Annotated in this window: 12 protein-coding genes, 1 tRNA gene and 1 pseudogene; 8 read left to right on the forward strand and 6 right to left on the reverse strand. The window is 68.6% G+C overall.

Annotation, left to right across the window (positions count from 1 at the left end; genetic code table 11):
• Positions 1-144: 144 nt before the first annotated feature.
• Together ACQEU8_RS33085 and ACQEU8_RS33090 are read right to left on the reverse strand one after the other, a co-directional pair.
• The gene (locus ACQEU8_RS33085; RefSeq protein ID WP_433107680.1) at positions 145-1,695 is read right to left on the reverse strand and encodes an MFS transporter; all 1,551 of its coding nucleotides are present in this window, start codon (positions 1,693-1,695) and stop codon (positions 145-147) included.
• Positions 1,696-1,911: 216 nt separating this feature from the next.
• Positions 1,912-2,577 (reverse strand): TetR/AcrR family transcriptional regulator, encoded by a 666-nt coding sequence (locus ACQEU8_RS33090; RefSeq protein WP_433107682.1) that lies wholly within the window; start codon positions 2,575-2,577, stop codon positions 1,912-1,914.
• 402 nt (positions 2,578-2,979) lie between these two features.
• Here ACQEU8_RS33090 and wrbA point away from each other — a divergent pair, with 402 nt between their 5' ends.
• The 4 genes from wrbA to ACQEU8_RS33110 all read left to right on the forward strand — a co-directional run bounded on the left by wrbA (position 2,980) and on the right by ACQEU8_RS33110 (position 6,301).
• Positions 2,980-3,615, forward strand: coding sequence for an NAD(P)H:quinone oxidoreductase (gene wrbA / locus ACQEU8_RS33095; RefSeq protein ID WP_433107684.1), 636 nt, complete (start codon positions 2,980-2,982; stop codon positions 3,613-3,615).
• 192 nt (positions 3,616-3,807) lie between these two features.
• On the forward strand, positions 3,808-5,733 hold the full coding sequence (locus tag ACQEU8_RS33100; RefSeq protein WP_433107686.1) for a glycoside hydrolase family 3 protein: 1,926 nt from the start codon (positions 3,808-3,810) through the stop codon (positions 5,731-5,733).
• 71 nt (positions 5,734-5,804) lie between these two features.
• Positions 5,805-5,877 (forward strand) — tRNA-Arg (locus ACQEU8_RS33105).
• 88 nt (positions 5,878-5,965) lie between these two features.
• The gene (locus ACQEU8_RS33110; RefSeq protein ID WP_433107688.1) at positions 5,966-6,301 is read left to right on the forward strand and encodes a hypothetical protein; all 336 of its coding nucleotides are present in this window, start codon (positions 5,966-5,968) and stop codon (positions 6,299-6,301) included.
• Between the two features lie 348 nt (positions 6,302-6,649).
• On the opposite strand, the pseudogene ACQEU8_RS33115 reads toward ACQEU8_RS33110, so the two are convergent.
• Positions 6,650-7,129, reverse strand: a pseudogene (locus ACQEU8_RS33115) (recombinase family protein); the annotation flags it as partial.
• On the opposite strand from ACQEU8_RS33115, the gene ACQEU8_RS33120 reads away from it, so the two are divergent.
• A complete protein-coding gene (locus tag ACQEU8_RS33120; protein WP_433107690.1) occupies positions 7,031-7,588 on the forward strand; it encodes a hypothetical protein in 558 nt (185 codons plus the stop codon). The pseudogene ACQEU8_RS33115 and the gene ACQEU8_RS33120 overlap by 99 nt on opposite strands.
• A gap of 8 nt (positions 7,589-7,596) precedes the next feature.
• Here the strand turns inward: ACQEU8_RS33120 and ACQEU8_RS33125 are convergent, their stop codons facing one another.
• The 3 genes from ACQEU8_RS33125 to ACQEU8_RS33135 form a co-directional block, all read right to left on the reverse strand.
• On the reverse strand, positions 7,597-7,914 hold the full coding sequence (locus ACQEU8_RS33125; RefSeq protein ID WP_433107692.1) for a hypothetical protein: 318 nt from the start codon (positions 7,912-7,914) through the stop codon (positions 7,597-7,599).
• Positions 7,915-8,122: 208 nt separating this feature from the next.
• Positions 8,123-9,169 (reverse strand): TRM11 family SAM-dependent methyltransferase, encoded by a 1,047-nt coding sequence (locus ACQEU8_RS33130; RefSeq protein ID WP_433107694.1) that lies wholly within the window; start codon positions 9,167-9,169, stop codon positions 8,123-8,125.
• Between the two features lie 19 nt (positions 9,170-9,188).
• Complete coding sequence (locus ACQEU8_RS33135) at positions 9,189-9,980, reverse strand: hypothetical protein (protein WP_433107696.1); 792 nt, start codon at positions 9,978-9,980, stop codon at positions 9,189-9,191.
• Positions 9,981-10,336: 356 nt separating this feature from the next.
• Here ACQEU8_RS33135 and ACQEU8_RS33140 point away from each other — a divergent pair, with 356 nt between their 5' ends.
• The 3 genes from ACQEU8_RS33140 to ACQEU8_RS33150 all read left to right on the forward strand — a co-directional run bounded on the left by ACQEU8_RS33140 (position 10,337) and on the right by ACQEU8_RS33150 (position 13,823).
• Positions 10,337-11,137, forward strand: a complete 801-nt coding sequence (locus ACQEU8_RS33140) for a hypothetical protein (RefSeq protein ID WP_433107698.1) — start codon at positions 10,337-10,339, stop codon at positions 11,135-11,137.
• Positions 11,138-11,469: 332 nt separating this feature from the next.
• The gene (locus ACQEU8_RS33145) at positions 11,470-11,871 is read left to right on the forward strand and encodes a pilin (RefSeq protein WP_433107700.1); all 402 of its coding nucleotides are present in this window, start codon (positions 11,470-11,472) and stop codon (positions 11,869-11,871) included.
• Positions 11,872-12,227: 356 nt separating this feature from the next.
• Positions 12,228-13,823 carry a hypothetical protein gene (locus tag ACQEU8_RS33150; RefSeq protein ID WP_433107702.1) on the forward strand — a complete coding sequence of 532 codons (1,596 nt, stop codon included), beginning with the start codon at positions 12,228-12,230 and terminating at the stop codon, positions 13,821-13,823.
• Position 13,824: the final 1 nt, after the last annotated feature.

Raw genomic sequence — 13,824 nt, forward strand, 5'->3', positions numbered from 1 at the left:
CTCGCACTCCCCCGCTGCGGTCCGTCACCGCCCCCCTGGCACGGGCCGCTCCGGCAGGCAGGAAGCACGACCGCGGCCCCCGTACCCCTGCGCAAGGGATACGGGGGCCGCTGGCCGGCGCGTGCCGCTGTCAGCGCATGACCGTCAGTGCATGGCCGCCAGCACCGGCTCCGGCTCGCCGCCGGGGCCGTCGCCTTCGGTCTCGCCGTCGAGGGTCTTGCCGGGAGCCTGGTTGCCCCGGGCGTTCACCAGGACCGTCACGAGCGTGGCGGAGACGAGCAGGATGCCCACCGCCCACCAGATCGCCGAGGTGTAGCCGTGCACCATGGCTTCCAGCTTCAGCATCTTCTGCGCCGGCTTGCTGGTGGCCTCGGCCATGTGTCCGGTGACGTACGAGGTGGTCGCGCTGGCCGCGATGGTGTTCAGCAGCGCCGTACCGATGGCGCCACCGACCTGCTGCGAGGTGTTGACCATGGCGGAGGCGACACCCGCGTCACTCGGCCGTACACCGTGCGTGGACAGGGACATCGCGGGCATGAACGCCGTACCGAGCCCGAGGCCCAGCAGCACCTCGGCGGGGAGGATCAGCGCCGGGTAGGAGCTGTCCACCTCGAGCTGGGTCAGCATCAGCATGCCCAGCGCCGCGGTCAGGAAGCCGGGTGCCATCAGCAGGCGGGCCGGTACGCGGGTCATCAGCCGCGCCCCGATCTGCGTGGAGCCGGCGATCATGCCGGCGACCATCGGCAGGAAGGCCACACCGGTGCGCACCGGCGAGTAGCCCTTGACCACCTGGAGGTAGTACGTCAGGAACAGGAAGAGACCGAACATCGCGATGACGGCCAGACCGAGCGAGAGGTAGACGCCGCCGCGGTTGCGGTCGGTGACCACACGCAGCGGCAGCAGCGGCGCCCGGAGCTTGGACTCGACCAGCGCGAACGCGCCCAGCAGCACAACTGCCGCGACGAACATGGCGATGGTGCCGCCCTCGCTCCAGCCGTCGGTCTCCGCACGGGTGAACCCGTACACCAGCGAGACGAGGCCGAGCGTGGAGAGGATGACGCCGGGGATGTCGAGCGCGGAGCGGTTCCGGGTGCCGGACGGCTCACGGATGACGCTGGCCGCACCGAGTGCGGCGATGACCGCGAACGGGACGTTGACGTAGAAGGTCCAGCGCCAGTCCAGGTACTCGGTCAGCACACCGCCCAGGATCAGGCCGATCGCGCCGCCACCGCCCGCGATGGCGCCGTAGATGCCGAACGCCTTGGCGCGCTCCTTGCCGTCGGTGAACATCACCGCGAGCAGGGACAGCGCAGCCGGTGCGAGCAGTGCGCCGAACGCGCCCTGCAGCGCCCGCGCCGCCAGCAGCATGGCCTCTCCGGTCGCGGCGCCGCCGAGGGCCGAGGCTGCCGCGAAGCCGATGAGTCCGGTCACGAAGGAGCGCTTGCGGCCCCACATGTCGGCGATCCGGCCGCCGAAGAGCAGCAGTCCGCCGAACGCGAGGGCGTAGGCGGTGATGACCCACTGCCGGTTGGCGTCGGATATGCCCAGGTCGGTCTGGGCCGAGGGGAGCGCGATGTTCACGATCGTCGCGTCGAGGACGACCATGAGCTGCGCGATGGCGATGAAGGTCAGCGCCTTCCATCGCCGGGGGTCGAGCCCGGCCTGTGTATCGGCCGGAGATGGCGTTTCTGGCATGGATGTGCCTACCTCACGGTGCGGAGTACGAAAAATGGGACGTAAGAGGGCCGTTGCCGAGCGCTCAGTGCGGCTCTCGGCAGGTCCAGGACAGGTGCCGCTACGGAGACGTACGGGCCCCCCGCGCTCGTACGGATCCAGATGCTGGGAGGACTGACTCGGGAGGGGAGGAGAATTGAGCGGTGCGGCAACCGCTCGCTGCTGCGGCGGGGAAGATCAGGTGTCCTGTCGCAGTTCCTCCAGGGTCGCGGGGTGGCCGGGTAGTTGGGACTTGCCGGGGGCGCGCAGCCCGTCGAGGAAGAGCTGCACGTGGCGTTCGACGAAGCGCTCGATGCGCCGGCCGCCGACGCCCGGCAGTGGCCGGGTGAGCTGGCTGAGCACAACGGTCACGTCGCCGACGCCGATGTCGGTACGCACCTCGCCCGCCTGCTGCGCCCGCCGGATGAGCTCGTGGGTCAGTCCCTCGACCCGGGTGCGTGCCGCCAGACACTGCGGCTCGTCGGGGTCGAAGCGGCCCGAAAGCATGGGACAGAGCGCGCCGATGCGCTCTTCCATCGCGGCGAACACGAAGCGGCGCAGTGCCTCGAAGGTGTTCTCCTCCTCGGCGAGTGCCCGCTCCGCCCGTTCCGCGATCCGCTCGGTGACGGCATGCATCACCCCGTGCACGAGCGAGTCCCGGTCGGGGAAGTGCCGGTAGAGGGTCGCATTTCCGACCCCCGCAGTGCGAGCGATTTCATCGAGGGACGCGTCCGCCCCGTGGACGACGAAGGCCTCGCGGGCCGCGTTGAGGATGCGCTCGCGGTTACGGGCCGCGTCAGCACGCCCCTTGGGCGCGACACAGTCGGGGGTGACGCGCTTGGTGGCAGTGGTTGCGCTGCCCATCAGTCCTCCTCGAAGTGTGCTGCTGCGGCCGCTGGTGTCGTTCGGTTCGGGTGAAAGTCGGTGTGCTGTCGGGGTACTGGGCCGACAGCGGTGTCGGCGAGTGCGTGTGCGGTCGTGCAGTGCGTCGTATGTGGGTGGCATTACGGCGGTGCTTTGGTGGCACCAGAGGTGGTGCTGTGGTCCGCCATCCGGGGACCGAGTCCCCGTTTGGTGGAGACGCCTACGTAAACGGGGACGCGCTCCCCGGTTATTTCCCCTGACGACTGTGACTCACCTCACCTCACAAACCTCAGTCGTCACACAGACACACAGCCCTGCACGGCTGCAGACGCACGGCCCCGCACCAGACACGTACGCACCCCGCACAGAGACACACGGCCCCAGCAGAGGAACGGAGCGGCAATGTCCAATTCCGCCAAGGCCACCCACGTGAAGGTCGCGGTCATCTACTACTCCGCGACCGGGACCGTCGCCACCCTCGCCAAGGAGATCGCCGACACGGCGGAGAAGGCCGGCGCCGAGGTCCGGTTGCGCCGTGCACGGGAACTGGCCCCCCAGTCGGCCATCGACTCAAACCCCGCCTGGGCCGCGAACGCGCGCGAGACCGCCGACATCCCCGAGGCCGCTCCGGACGACATCGACTGGGCGGACGCGGCGTTCCTGGGCACTCCCACCCGCTACGGCAACGTCGCCTCGCAGCTGAAGCAGTACCTCGACGCCCTCGGCCCGCTATGGGCGGAGGGGCGGCTGGCCGACAAGGTCTACAGCGGATTCACCTCGTCCGCCACCCCGCACGGCGGGCAGGAGAGCACCTTGCTGGCGCTGTACCACTCCGCCTGTCACTTCGGCGGCATCATCGTTCCGCCCGGCTACACCGACGCCTCCAAGTTCGAGGACGGCAACCCCTACGGCACCTCCCACACGGACGCGCAGGGCCGACAGCCGGTCGACGGCACCGCCCTGAAGGCGGCCCGCGTACAGGCCGAGCGGGTGGTCCGGCTCACACGTGCGCTCAACGCGGGCCTTGCCGAGGAGTGAGGGGGCGCCTGCCCGCGAGCAGGCCCCGCCTGGCAGGCGCGTGCCGGGCGCCACTGGACTGGACCCATGAAGTCCCGCGCGGCGTCTGGTCCGATCCGCCGCCACGCTGGGACGATGCTGTGGCATCCAGCGGTGACCCCCACATGACCACGTGCTCCACGTGCTCCACCCACACATGTGAGGAGCGTTCCGATGCACCAGCAGCCCACCTCTCGCAGGCACGTCATCGCCGCGGCGGCGAGCACCGCGGCAGCGCTCGGCATCACGGCCTCCTCGGCGTCGGCCGCCGCACACGCCGTCCGCTCCGCGACTCCCTCCCTGTCCGACTCGCTGTCCGGCAAGCTGCCCGACTCGCCTTCCGCTCCCGTCTCCGGCCTCTCCGGCTCACCGGCCGGCGCGTCGAGGAGCCTCTCCTCCTCGGCCGTCCGTGCCCGGGCAGCGGCTCTGCTGCGCCGGATGAGTCTCGAGGAGAAGGTCGGGCAGCTGTTCGTCATCGAGATCTACGGCCAGACCGCGGATACGGAGCACGCCGGAAACCGCAAGCTGTACGGCGTTCCGACAGCGGCCGAAGTGGTCCGTAAGTACCGTCCGGGCGGCGTCATCTACTTCGACGCCCGTCGGGGCCCTGACAACGTCCGCGAGCCGCGGCAGATTGCGCGCCTGTCCAACGAGCTCCAGCGCGCCGCCGTACGCACCGGTGCGCGGGTACCGCTGCTCGTCTCCATCGACCAGGAGGGCGGCAGCGTCGTCTACCGGATGCTGGAGCCCGCCACCCAGCTGCCGGGCAACATGGCGCTGGCCGCGACGCGCTCCACGCGCGACGTCTACGACAGTGCCGAGCTCATCGGAACGGAGCTTGCCGCTGTCGGCATCAACCAGAACTACGCGCCTGTCGCGGACGTCAACATCAACCCGGCCAACCCCGTGATCGGCGTTCGCTCGTTCGGGTCGGACACGCAGCTGTGCGCCCGGTTCGTCTCCACCGCCGTACGCGGCTACCACCGAGGCGGCGTCGCCAGCGCGGCCAAGCACTTCCCCGGGCACGGCGACACGGACGTCGACAGTCACACCGGGCTCCCGGAGATCACGCACACCCGGGCCGAGCTCGACCGTATCGACCTGCCGCCGTTCCGCGCGGCCATCCGGCACGGAGTCGACACGATCATGACAGCGCACATTGTCGTGCCGTCTCTGGACCCCTCCAGGGTGCCCGCGACCATGTCGCGGCCGATCGTGACCGGACTGCTGCGCGACGAACTGGGCTTCACAGGCGTCATCGCGACCGACGCCCTGGACATGGGTGGCGCCACGGCGGACTTCCCGCCCGACGTCGCACCCGTACGCGCCTTCCAGGCCGGCTGCGACCAACTGGTGCTGGCCCCGAAACTGGAGGTGGCGTTCGGCGCCGTGCGCGACGCTGTTCGCTCCGGTGCGATCCCCCAGGAGCGGCTGGACGCGTCCGTACTCCGCATCCTCGAACACAAGCTGCGGCGAGGGCTGTTCCCCTCGCCGTACGTGAGCGAGCGGCGTGCCGCGCGGATCGTCGGCAGCGGACGGCACCTGTCGCAGGCCCGGCAGATCACCGAGCGGACCGTCACCCTGATCCGGAACGAGAACGGTGCTCTCCCGCTCCCCCGCACCGCCGCCACCGTCCTCGTCACCGGCTGGGGCACCGCCCCCCTCGCCGCCCTGGCGCGCGCCATCGGCGAACGGCGCGGCCAGCGGACGACGACGCTGGAGACCGGCAGCAAACCGGACACGTCCAAGATCAAGGAGGCGACGGACGCAGCCCGCTCCCACGACGTCACAGTCGTCCTCGCCAATGCAGCCGCAGCAGGCAAGGAGGACGGCGTCGCCCAGGCCCAGCTGATCGACTCCCTGGTCGCCACGGGCCGCCGGGTGATCGTGGCGGGCGTCCGCCTGCCCTTCGACATCCGCCGCTTCCCCGACGTCCCCGCCTACCTGGCGACCTACAACTACGGCACACCCTCCATGACGGCCCTCGCCCGCGTCCTCTACGGCGAGGTCGCCCCCCGCGGCAAACTCCCCGCCCCCATCCCCACCCTCGACAACCCCGACCGCTCCCTCTACCCCTTCGGCCACGGCCTGCGCTACTGACGCCACAACGACGTTGCCGACGCCGATCCCCCATCCGCTAGGCTAGGCGCGCGGATCACCAGCATCCGCGCGCCTCCGTAGCTCAGGGGATAGAGCACCGCTCTCCTAAAGCGGGTGTCGCAGGTTCGAATCCTGCCGGGGGCACGCCACAGATGGGAAACGCTGTCCCGTCTGCGCGAACGGCCCGCATCGCTTGTTCGGCGATGCGGGCCGTTGCGTCGATCGTGTCAGCGTGGAGCACCACCCGGCAGCGGGCCGTGCGGGTGCGGTGGTCGTAGTGGATCTGCAACCGGAACGCTTCGAACATCCGGCGGCGCAGCGCGTCTGGCAGCGTCGCGATCTCACACCGCCCCACGGGGAGAGCATCGACGAGGTATGGGTCCTGCGTGACAGGCGCCGCACGCCGGTGAGCGTTGATCTCTGCCTCCTTGGTGCGGATCTCGTCATCGAGCTCGGCGACCCGTGCCTGGATTCCCTGGACGAATCGACGGTCGGCGTTGTCTGCGAGTTCGAGAGCGTGGAACTGGCGGTCCCGTCGTTGTCTGAGGTTCTGCAAGACGTTATGTAGAGCCTTCTCCCGCTCTTTGTGCTGACGTGCCTCATTGTTGTCGGCTTCCGGCAGCGCCTTAACCAGTACGTCCCGGCGGTCAACGCCGAAGATTCTTTCAGCGAAGAATTCACTGAGAGGCTCCAGGAGATACGCCTCCTTGATCCACAAGCTCTTAGGGTGCTCTGGCGGAATGTTTTCCGGCTTTGGGGCGCAGACGTAAAATTCACGGTTGCGCCGAGCTTTTCCGAACATGCGGCGGTCGCAGAGGGTGCAGAACAGATAGGTGCGCAACGCATAGGTTCGTGCGGCTTGGGGATGGGCTGTATTTACGCCGGAGCCTGTGCGTGTGCGCTTTCGTTCGGCTGACTGGGCGCGGACGAACATGTCCAGCGACACCAGCGCCGGGTGGGTTGACTGGGGGGACCATACCCACTCTTCGACGGGATTGACTGCACCACTTCGCGTCTTCATGGCCCGCCGGTTCCACACCATGTGTCCGGTGTGCTTCGGATTGGTGAGGACATCTCGCACGCTGGAGTCCGTCCACCGACCGACCCTTCGTGAAGGGTCTGGTGGTTCGGGCGGAGGGTTGATCGTCAAGTCTTCATTGAGACGGTCAGCGATGGCCGCGCGGCTGAGCCGTTCGACCACGCGCCATTCGAAGATCTTGCGGACGACTGGCGCGCGTAGCGGGTCGGGAATGAGTCGGGTCTTTGTCTTACCCTCGCTGCGGCGGGCAGGAACTGGATGGGGAATGCGATCGGCAAGGTAGCCGTATGGAGGTTTGCCGATGTTGTAGCCCTGGGCGGTGTGCTCCTCGAAACCGCCCCAAGCCTTCTCAAGCATCTCCAGGACGTACCACTCAGCCACGCCTTGCTTTACACGGCGCGTCAGGACCTGGGTGGCCTTCTTGGTGCGCGAGCCACCGAAGTTGATGGGCTCGTCCGCGGCCAGCAGCGGTACACCCACCGCCTCAAGCCGATGCTCGATGAGGGTGCCGAAGTACGTCCGGCGTGCTACCCGTTCGATGGACTCGCAGATCACCGCGTCAAAGTGCCGCGTCCCCGATTCAGCCAAGGCAAGGAGGTCTTGGATGCCACCGTCGCGTGGAACGGGGATGGCGAAACGCTCGTGACCTCGGCCGTGTCCCCGTGCGGCAAGATCCTTGCGCCCGGATTCGACGTCGTAGTAGAAGCCGATGATGACGACACCGGGGGGCAGCACGTTCTGGCACGAGCGCACTTGCCGGGGCAGAGAAATTGTGGGGTCTTGCTTGTCCTCTGTGGAAGTGCGTCCAAGGAATAGCAGGCGAGTCAGTGCAGGGGATCGTGTTGCCTTGTTTCCGGCTCCAGCGTCAGGCGGCTTCTGCGAAGCTGAGAGGAGTTGCGCTGGGTGAGTTCCCGACGACGCTGCACGATCCATTGCATGACCTCCAACATGACTTGCCCCTGAAGATTTCGAAGAGCTTCTGCCTCCTCCCCGTTTGCGGGCATGACTTCGAATTTCACATCAGGAACAGACGAATTACTGGATTCACGCTGACCGTAGCTCCGAGTCGGATAAGAGCGGAGCTGGCGACGTCCGTTCGACTCAGTCGCCGACACTTTGATGTCATCACCGTTCATTTCCACCGGGACCCGCGATCTCTGTGAGCCTTCGGAGCACGCGCACGAAGTGGCTCTCTGGTATGGACTGAGTGAACTTCCCGAGTCGGGCCTGGGCGCTCGAGCCCAGGCCCGCGGCCTTCCGAGCGGATGATCCCGAGGGAGGTCTAACGCTGCGGCAGGTAAGGAGCGGGTGGTGAAAGCACCCTTGTGCGGGACACCTTCACCGGGGCATTCAACGCACCCACCCCTTATGTGCTGAGCGATGAAATGCACGAGCAGTTGTCAGTCGGCGTCCCGACGCGTACCCATTGCGCATGGCACGGTGCGGAGAGGGTTGCCGTCGGCCATAGCAGCGCTGACGCCGGAGCGGTTGAGGAGCTTCGGGCAGGGCAGCGGCGTCCGGGGGCTTGGGTTTGCGGAAGACGAGGACGTCTTCGTGGGCGATGAGGTGGAGAGGGACTCCGCGCCTGCGGGCATCCCGGGTGTTCTTCATTTGGAAGAACGACGGGCGCAGGATGAGTTGTCCGTCGCGGAGTCCTGCGAGGAGTGCGATGTTGTGCTCGGCGGGGTTGAGCCCTGCTTTCTTCCCGGCGTGTAGTACAGCGGCAGGAAGATCAATGAGTTCGCCGTGTTCGCGCCAGGGGCGCACGATGACCACCACGGTGCCGCCGGGGCGGAGGATGCCGCAGCATTCGTGCAGGATGCGGGTGAAGGCGGCGAGGAGCTGATCCGTGGAGCTATGTGCGAGGTTGGTGGGGTCCTCGCTGTAGCTGTAATTCCACTTAGTGACGCCTGGTTTGCCGCTTTCCCGGCTTGCGCGCACGCGACCGTGTGCGCTCGGCCCGTAAGGCGGTGAGGTCAGGACCATGGCGACGCGGCCATGGTGCTCGGAGGGGATGAGGCGGCTCATCTGTAGGGCGTCTCCGCAGATCACTTCGCCAGAAGCGGTGGCGCCCTGCCGCTGGGCAGAAGCGGCGTTGAGTGCGGCCAGGTGTGCCCAGCGGGGTTCGTACTCGATGCCGATTGCTTGGCGGCCAAGGTGCTGGGCTTCGACGAGGGTGGTGCCGATGCCGCACATCGGGTCGAGGACGAGATCGCCGGGATTGGTGTAGGTGGCGATGGCGTGGGCGGCGAGTGCGGGGAGCATCTTGGCGGGGTGGGCGTTGCTGCCGGGGACGTAGTGGCGGGCTTTGCGTTGGGCGGGGGCTGAGGTGGGGGCGGTGTCCCACCACACCGATAGCGGCTTGGGCTGATAGTGCGGGCCGTGGGGGTGGTGCATGGTGACGACTCCGGTCCGTTCAGGCAGATGTGTTGGGGGAGAAGAGCAGGAGGTCGGAGTGGATGAGGCCGCCAGCTGTGTCGTCGTCTGTGGGAGCGGGGAGTCGCCCTGAGTCGGGGTGCAGGTGGGTGATGACGAGGTGCTGGAGGTAGCAGAACCCTGCGGTACGCGCGCTGGCGGTCAGTTCACCGAGTGGGTCGGTGAGCTGGCCCTCGTCGCGCTGCTGGCGGGTAGCGACGAGCAGGATTCCCTCTGGGGGGAGGAGGCGGTGAGCCCGGTAGAAGAAGCCCGGCCAGGCATCCTGCGGGGCCGGCAGGGGCTCGCTGAGAGCAGCCAGGGCCGCGTCTCCGGGCACACGGAGGGTGTCGGGGTGGAATTCGGCGAGCAGCAGGGGCGGAAGCGGGAGCTCCGCTCCGTCCTCACGCGGGTAGCTGGTGATGCGGGCGCGTGCGTCCAGAGAGGGGCCGCTGTCGACCTCGCCTGTTTCGTTGATGCGGACGCGGAGCAGTGGGCTGGGGAGGTCGCCGGGGCGGGGGATGATCTGGGTGCAAATCCTTTCGATGGCCCACGGCGGCAGGACCTGGTCGTCGGCCGGGGCCGGGTGGGGTTCGTCGGCGGGTGGGAGCCAGACCGTGGCCGGAAGCGGTGATGTGCGGTCGGCGGCTGGCTGGGGTGCTGTGGACCTGGTGTGGTGGCGCATGGGCAGCGGCGCCCGGTCGAAGGTTCCGTTCTCGTGCTGACGTAAGAGAAAGACAACTCCGGGCGCGTTGTTGCCACCGGTGGCGGCTCGTTCGAGCGAGTTGATATGCACCGTTCACGCCGGGGATACCCGGGTGGATCCCCGGGTCTCCTTCCTGCACTGAGGAGTGTTTGTGCAGGTGGGTGCGGAGGCGAGCCAGTAGCAAGCCACCTGCGAGCCAGTACCGGACCAGCCGGTTCCGTCACAGGGGAGGCCGGTGACGTCGTCGTGGATTTCTTTGTGTTCGATTCCGCCCTGCGGGTTACCGCTCAGAGGCTGCTCAGGGGACAGGCCATGGTGCGGCCCTCGCACACGGCGGGCAACAGCCGAGCCAGTGGCTCGGCGCCTGACCGGGCATGGCACGCGAGTGGTCCGGGCGGCTGGGAGTCGTGGCGCCACAAGCCAACCCACGACTCACGGAGGTGCTCATGCACCGCGTCTTCCCAACCCCTGCTGGTGCGAAAGCTGATGAGAGCCGCTCACCGCTCGGGGAACTGGACGAGACATTCCTCGCACTCGGGGCGGCGGCTGCTCGCCCGCTCACCATGCCCGTGCTGTTGGAAGACGGCCGGGCGAAGGGCAACTGGCCGGTGGACCGGGTGCGGGCCCGGCTCGCGCATCCAGGAACAGCGGCAGGTCAGCGGGCACTCATCTGGTTCGAGGTGGTGCGCCGGGCCCAGAAGCTGCCAGAGCCGTGGCCGCTGGTTGCGGTGGGCATGACCATCCCGGTCCTGCGCCGGATGCTGCGCCGACAGCAGCTTCCCCAGAGCCTGGAGCGAGCGGACCTGGAGCAGACGGCACTGGCCGCAGTCGCCACCACGCTGCCCTTGCTGACAGACGATCACCCTGAACCGCAACGGGCGCTCTTCAACGCTGCTGACCGCGAGATCCACCGGCTCATCTACTCCGCCCGCAAGCAGGAGAGGCACGAGTGGCCTGTGGCCATCCGCCCCGACACCCCCTCGCCTGCCAGGCCCGATATCGAAGACCGCAACATCCCTGACGGCGGTGAGGAGCGCGATGAGTACGCAGTGCTGGCCGCAGCCGTGCAGGCGGGAGCACTCAAAGCGCAAGAAGCGCAGCTGATCGCGCTGACCCGCTTGGGGAAGAAGTCGGTCAAGGACATCGCCCAGCAACGCGGGCTCGCCTGGCGCACCCTCTACCGGCACCGCGCGGCAGCCGAGGCCCATCTCGCCGCCTATCTGCGGCAACAGGCATACGAGGTATAGCCCGCACGGGGGATCTCCGGCTCGGCGACGGCAACAACGTTCTCCGGGCGCTCTATCCCTCCATGACGGCACATCACCTGGCCCACCCAAAGGTGATGGCCGTCCCTCCCGGAGCCCGGCTTGTGCAGGTTCGGGGAGGTAGCCGCTGAAGTGCCGGGGCGGGACGTCTCGCGCTGACACCCGAGAAGTCTCCGTCCGCCGACCGCCGTTGAAGGGGGTTCGGCGCCTGGGGCGAAGGCCGCCCCGGCACTTCGGCAACACCGCCGCTTTTTCTCCGTTTGTGTCCATCCACAGCATCCCGGGCGGCTCATGCCCGAGGGAGGTACGCCTGCATGCATGTGATCGAACGTCCCCGGCCACACCCTCGCGTTCGCCTCTCTCGCGGTGAAGTGCTCGCCTTCCAGGAACGCGTCACGCGGTTGGCCACGCTGGCCACTGTCCTGGTTGCCGTGTGGCTGATGCTCACTGTGGAGGCGGTTGCGGCGGGCAGGGCGCCTCACCCGGCGTCGATCCCGACGGTGGTCGACAATCTACGGAACTGGATCGTGGGGATCCTCGCCGGTCTTGCCACCTTGTTCCTGACGCTGGGCGGCCTGCGGTACCTGATGGCCGGCGGGGATGCAGCCGAAGTCGAGGCAGCTAAGAAGGCGCTGAAGGCTTCGGGCAGCGGCTACGGCTTGGCGATTCTTGCGCCGGTCATTGTCGAGGTCCTCAAGGGCATCCTGGGAATCTGACAGTGAACCCCCACCGACGGTTGCCCCGCCTGCTGCTCCTGGCATTCTGCGGGCTCGCGCTGTGCGCCGGGCCGGGAAGCTCCGCTGCGGCAGCTCCACAGGACCCGGCGCCCGCCCCTGCACCGGCTCCGGCGCCGGTGGCGCCGTCGCCCGATGCGAAGCCTTCCAGGCCGGACCCGAAGCCGGGCCCCACTCCGGCACCCACCCGGCCGCCACTAGAGCCCGGCCGCGTCGTACCAAAACCCAAACCGCCGGAACCGACTCCGGGTCCGACTCCGCCAGCGTGCGAGGCCGAGGGACGGGAGTGCACTCCGCAGAAGGACTGGGAATTCGGCGACCTGCTCGACTTCCCCGGAATGATCAGCGACGCGATCACCTCACTGCTGGGCTCCCTGGTGGAGCAGCTCCTCAAGCCGGTGCGGCAGTTGCTCGCCGACACGCTGCTGGCCACTCCGGACATGACTACCCATCCGGACGTGAAGCGGCTGTGGCGCTCCTCCCTCGTAACGGCGACAGCGGTCTACGTGCTGTTCGTCCTGTTCGGCGGGGTCACCGTCATGGGGCACGAGACGGTGCAGACACGCCACGCCCTCAAACAGATCGCGCCGCGCCTCGTGCTCGGCCTGAGCACCGCAGCCATCTCCCTGCCCGTGGTGGGCAAAGCGATCGCGCTGGCCAACGCGCTATCTCGCGCCATCGCGCAGACAGACCTCTCGGACGCGGGCAAGGGGCTGGTGGAGCGCGCGATCCCGTTCGCGGTCTACGGCGGTACCGCCCATGTGACGTTGTACGTCGTCATTCTGGAACTGTGTTTCCTGGCCATGGTCCTGGCAGTGCTGATCGGCTACCTGCTGCGGGTCGGCGCCATCGCACTGCTGACCGTGGGTGCGCCCCTCGCGCTCGCCTGCCACGCCCACCCCACAACCGATCCTGTGGCGAAGATGTGGTGGCGGGCCCTTGCCGCAGCCCTGGGCATCCAGGTGCTCCAGTCCCTGGTTCTCATCAGTTCGCTGAAGCTGTTCTTCGCCCCCGACTCGACACTTCTCGGCTTTCCGAAGCTCAACAAGCTGGGGACGATGCTGGCGGGCATCGCCCTGTTCTGGGTGCTGTTCAAACTGCCCGGATGGTGCATGCGCGCCGCCTTCCGCGCACTCGGCATCCCACCCCCGCACACTCCCGCACCGGTGCGGATGGCGCGGAACATCGCCATGCTGATGCTGCTGCGCCAGTACGCACCCGGCCTCATGGCACGCGGCGGCGCCCGCGCAGGCGGGCCGGGAGGGCTACGCCCCCGAGCCGGAATCGGCCCTACGGGAGGTGCCGGCCGCCCCGGAGGCCCCGGACCGGTCCCACCCCCATGGGGCGGCCCGTCCCCTCCGGGCGGTGGCCCTCCGGGGCCGAGGACTTCACCATCCGGTGGACGGCCTCGCGGCGGGCCAAGTGCAGGCGGTGGCAGCGGGCCCGGGGCACCCGGCCCGGGAAGCACGGGCCACAGGCCGGGGCCCGGGGCTGGCAGCGCACGTGGACCCGGGAGCCGGGGGGCGAACCCGGGTGCGGGCAGGGCGGGGGCTGGCCCGAGTGCTCCGAAGGTCACGCTCCAGTGGGGCACCCCACGGCGCACACCGCCCAACCCGGCTCCGCACGCCGCGAGGCCAACAGGCAACCCGCGCTCCGCCGGGACGTCCGGCAGCGGAAAGGTGGGACAGGCATCGAGTGGTCTGTCCCCGGGTGCGGGACGGCCCGCTTCGGCAACCGGGCCACTTGGCCCGCCCCTGTCGCCGACCCGCTCGACGGGGCCTTCGGCCCCCACGCCAGCGCCACAACGTAACGCGCCTCGCTCTTCGGTAACCCCGCGTCCGCTGCCTCCGGCTCCGCCTCGTCGTGCGCTGCCGCCTGGCCGGCCGATACCCCTCCAGCTTCCTTTGGAACCGCCCCACCACCAGCCCCCATAAG

The sequence above is a fragment of the Streptomyces sp. CA-250714 genome (assembly GCF_050936705.1).
Taxonomy (GTDB): domain Bacteria; phylum Actinomycetota; class Actinomycetes; order Streptomycetales; family Streptomycetaceae; genus Streptomyces.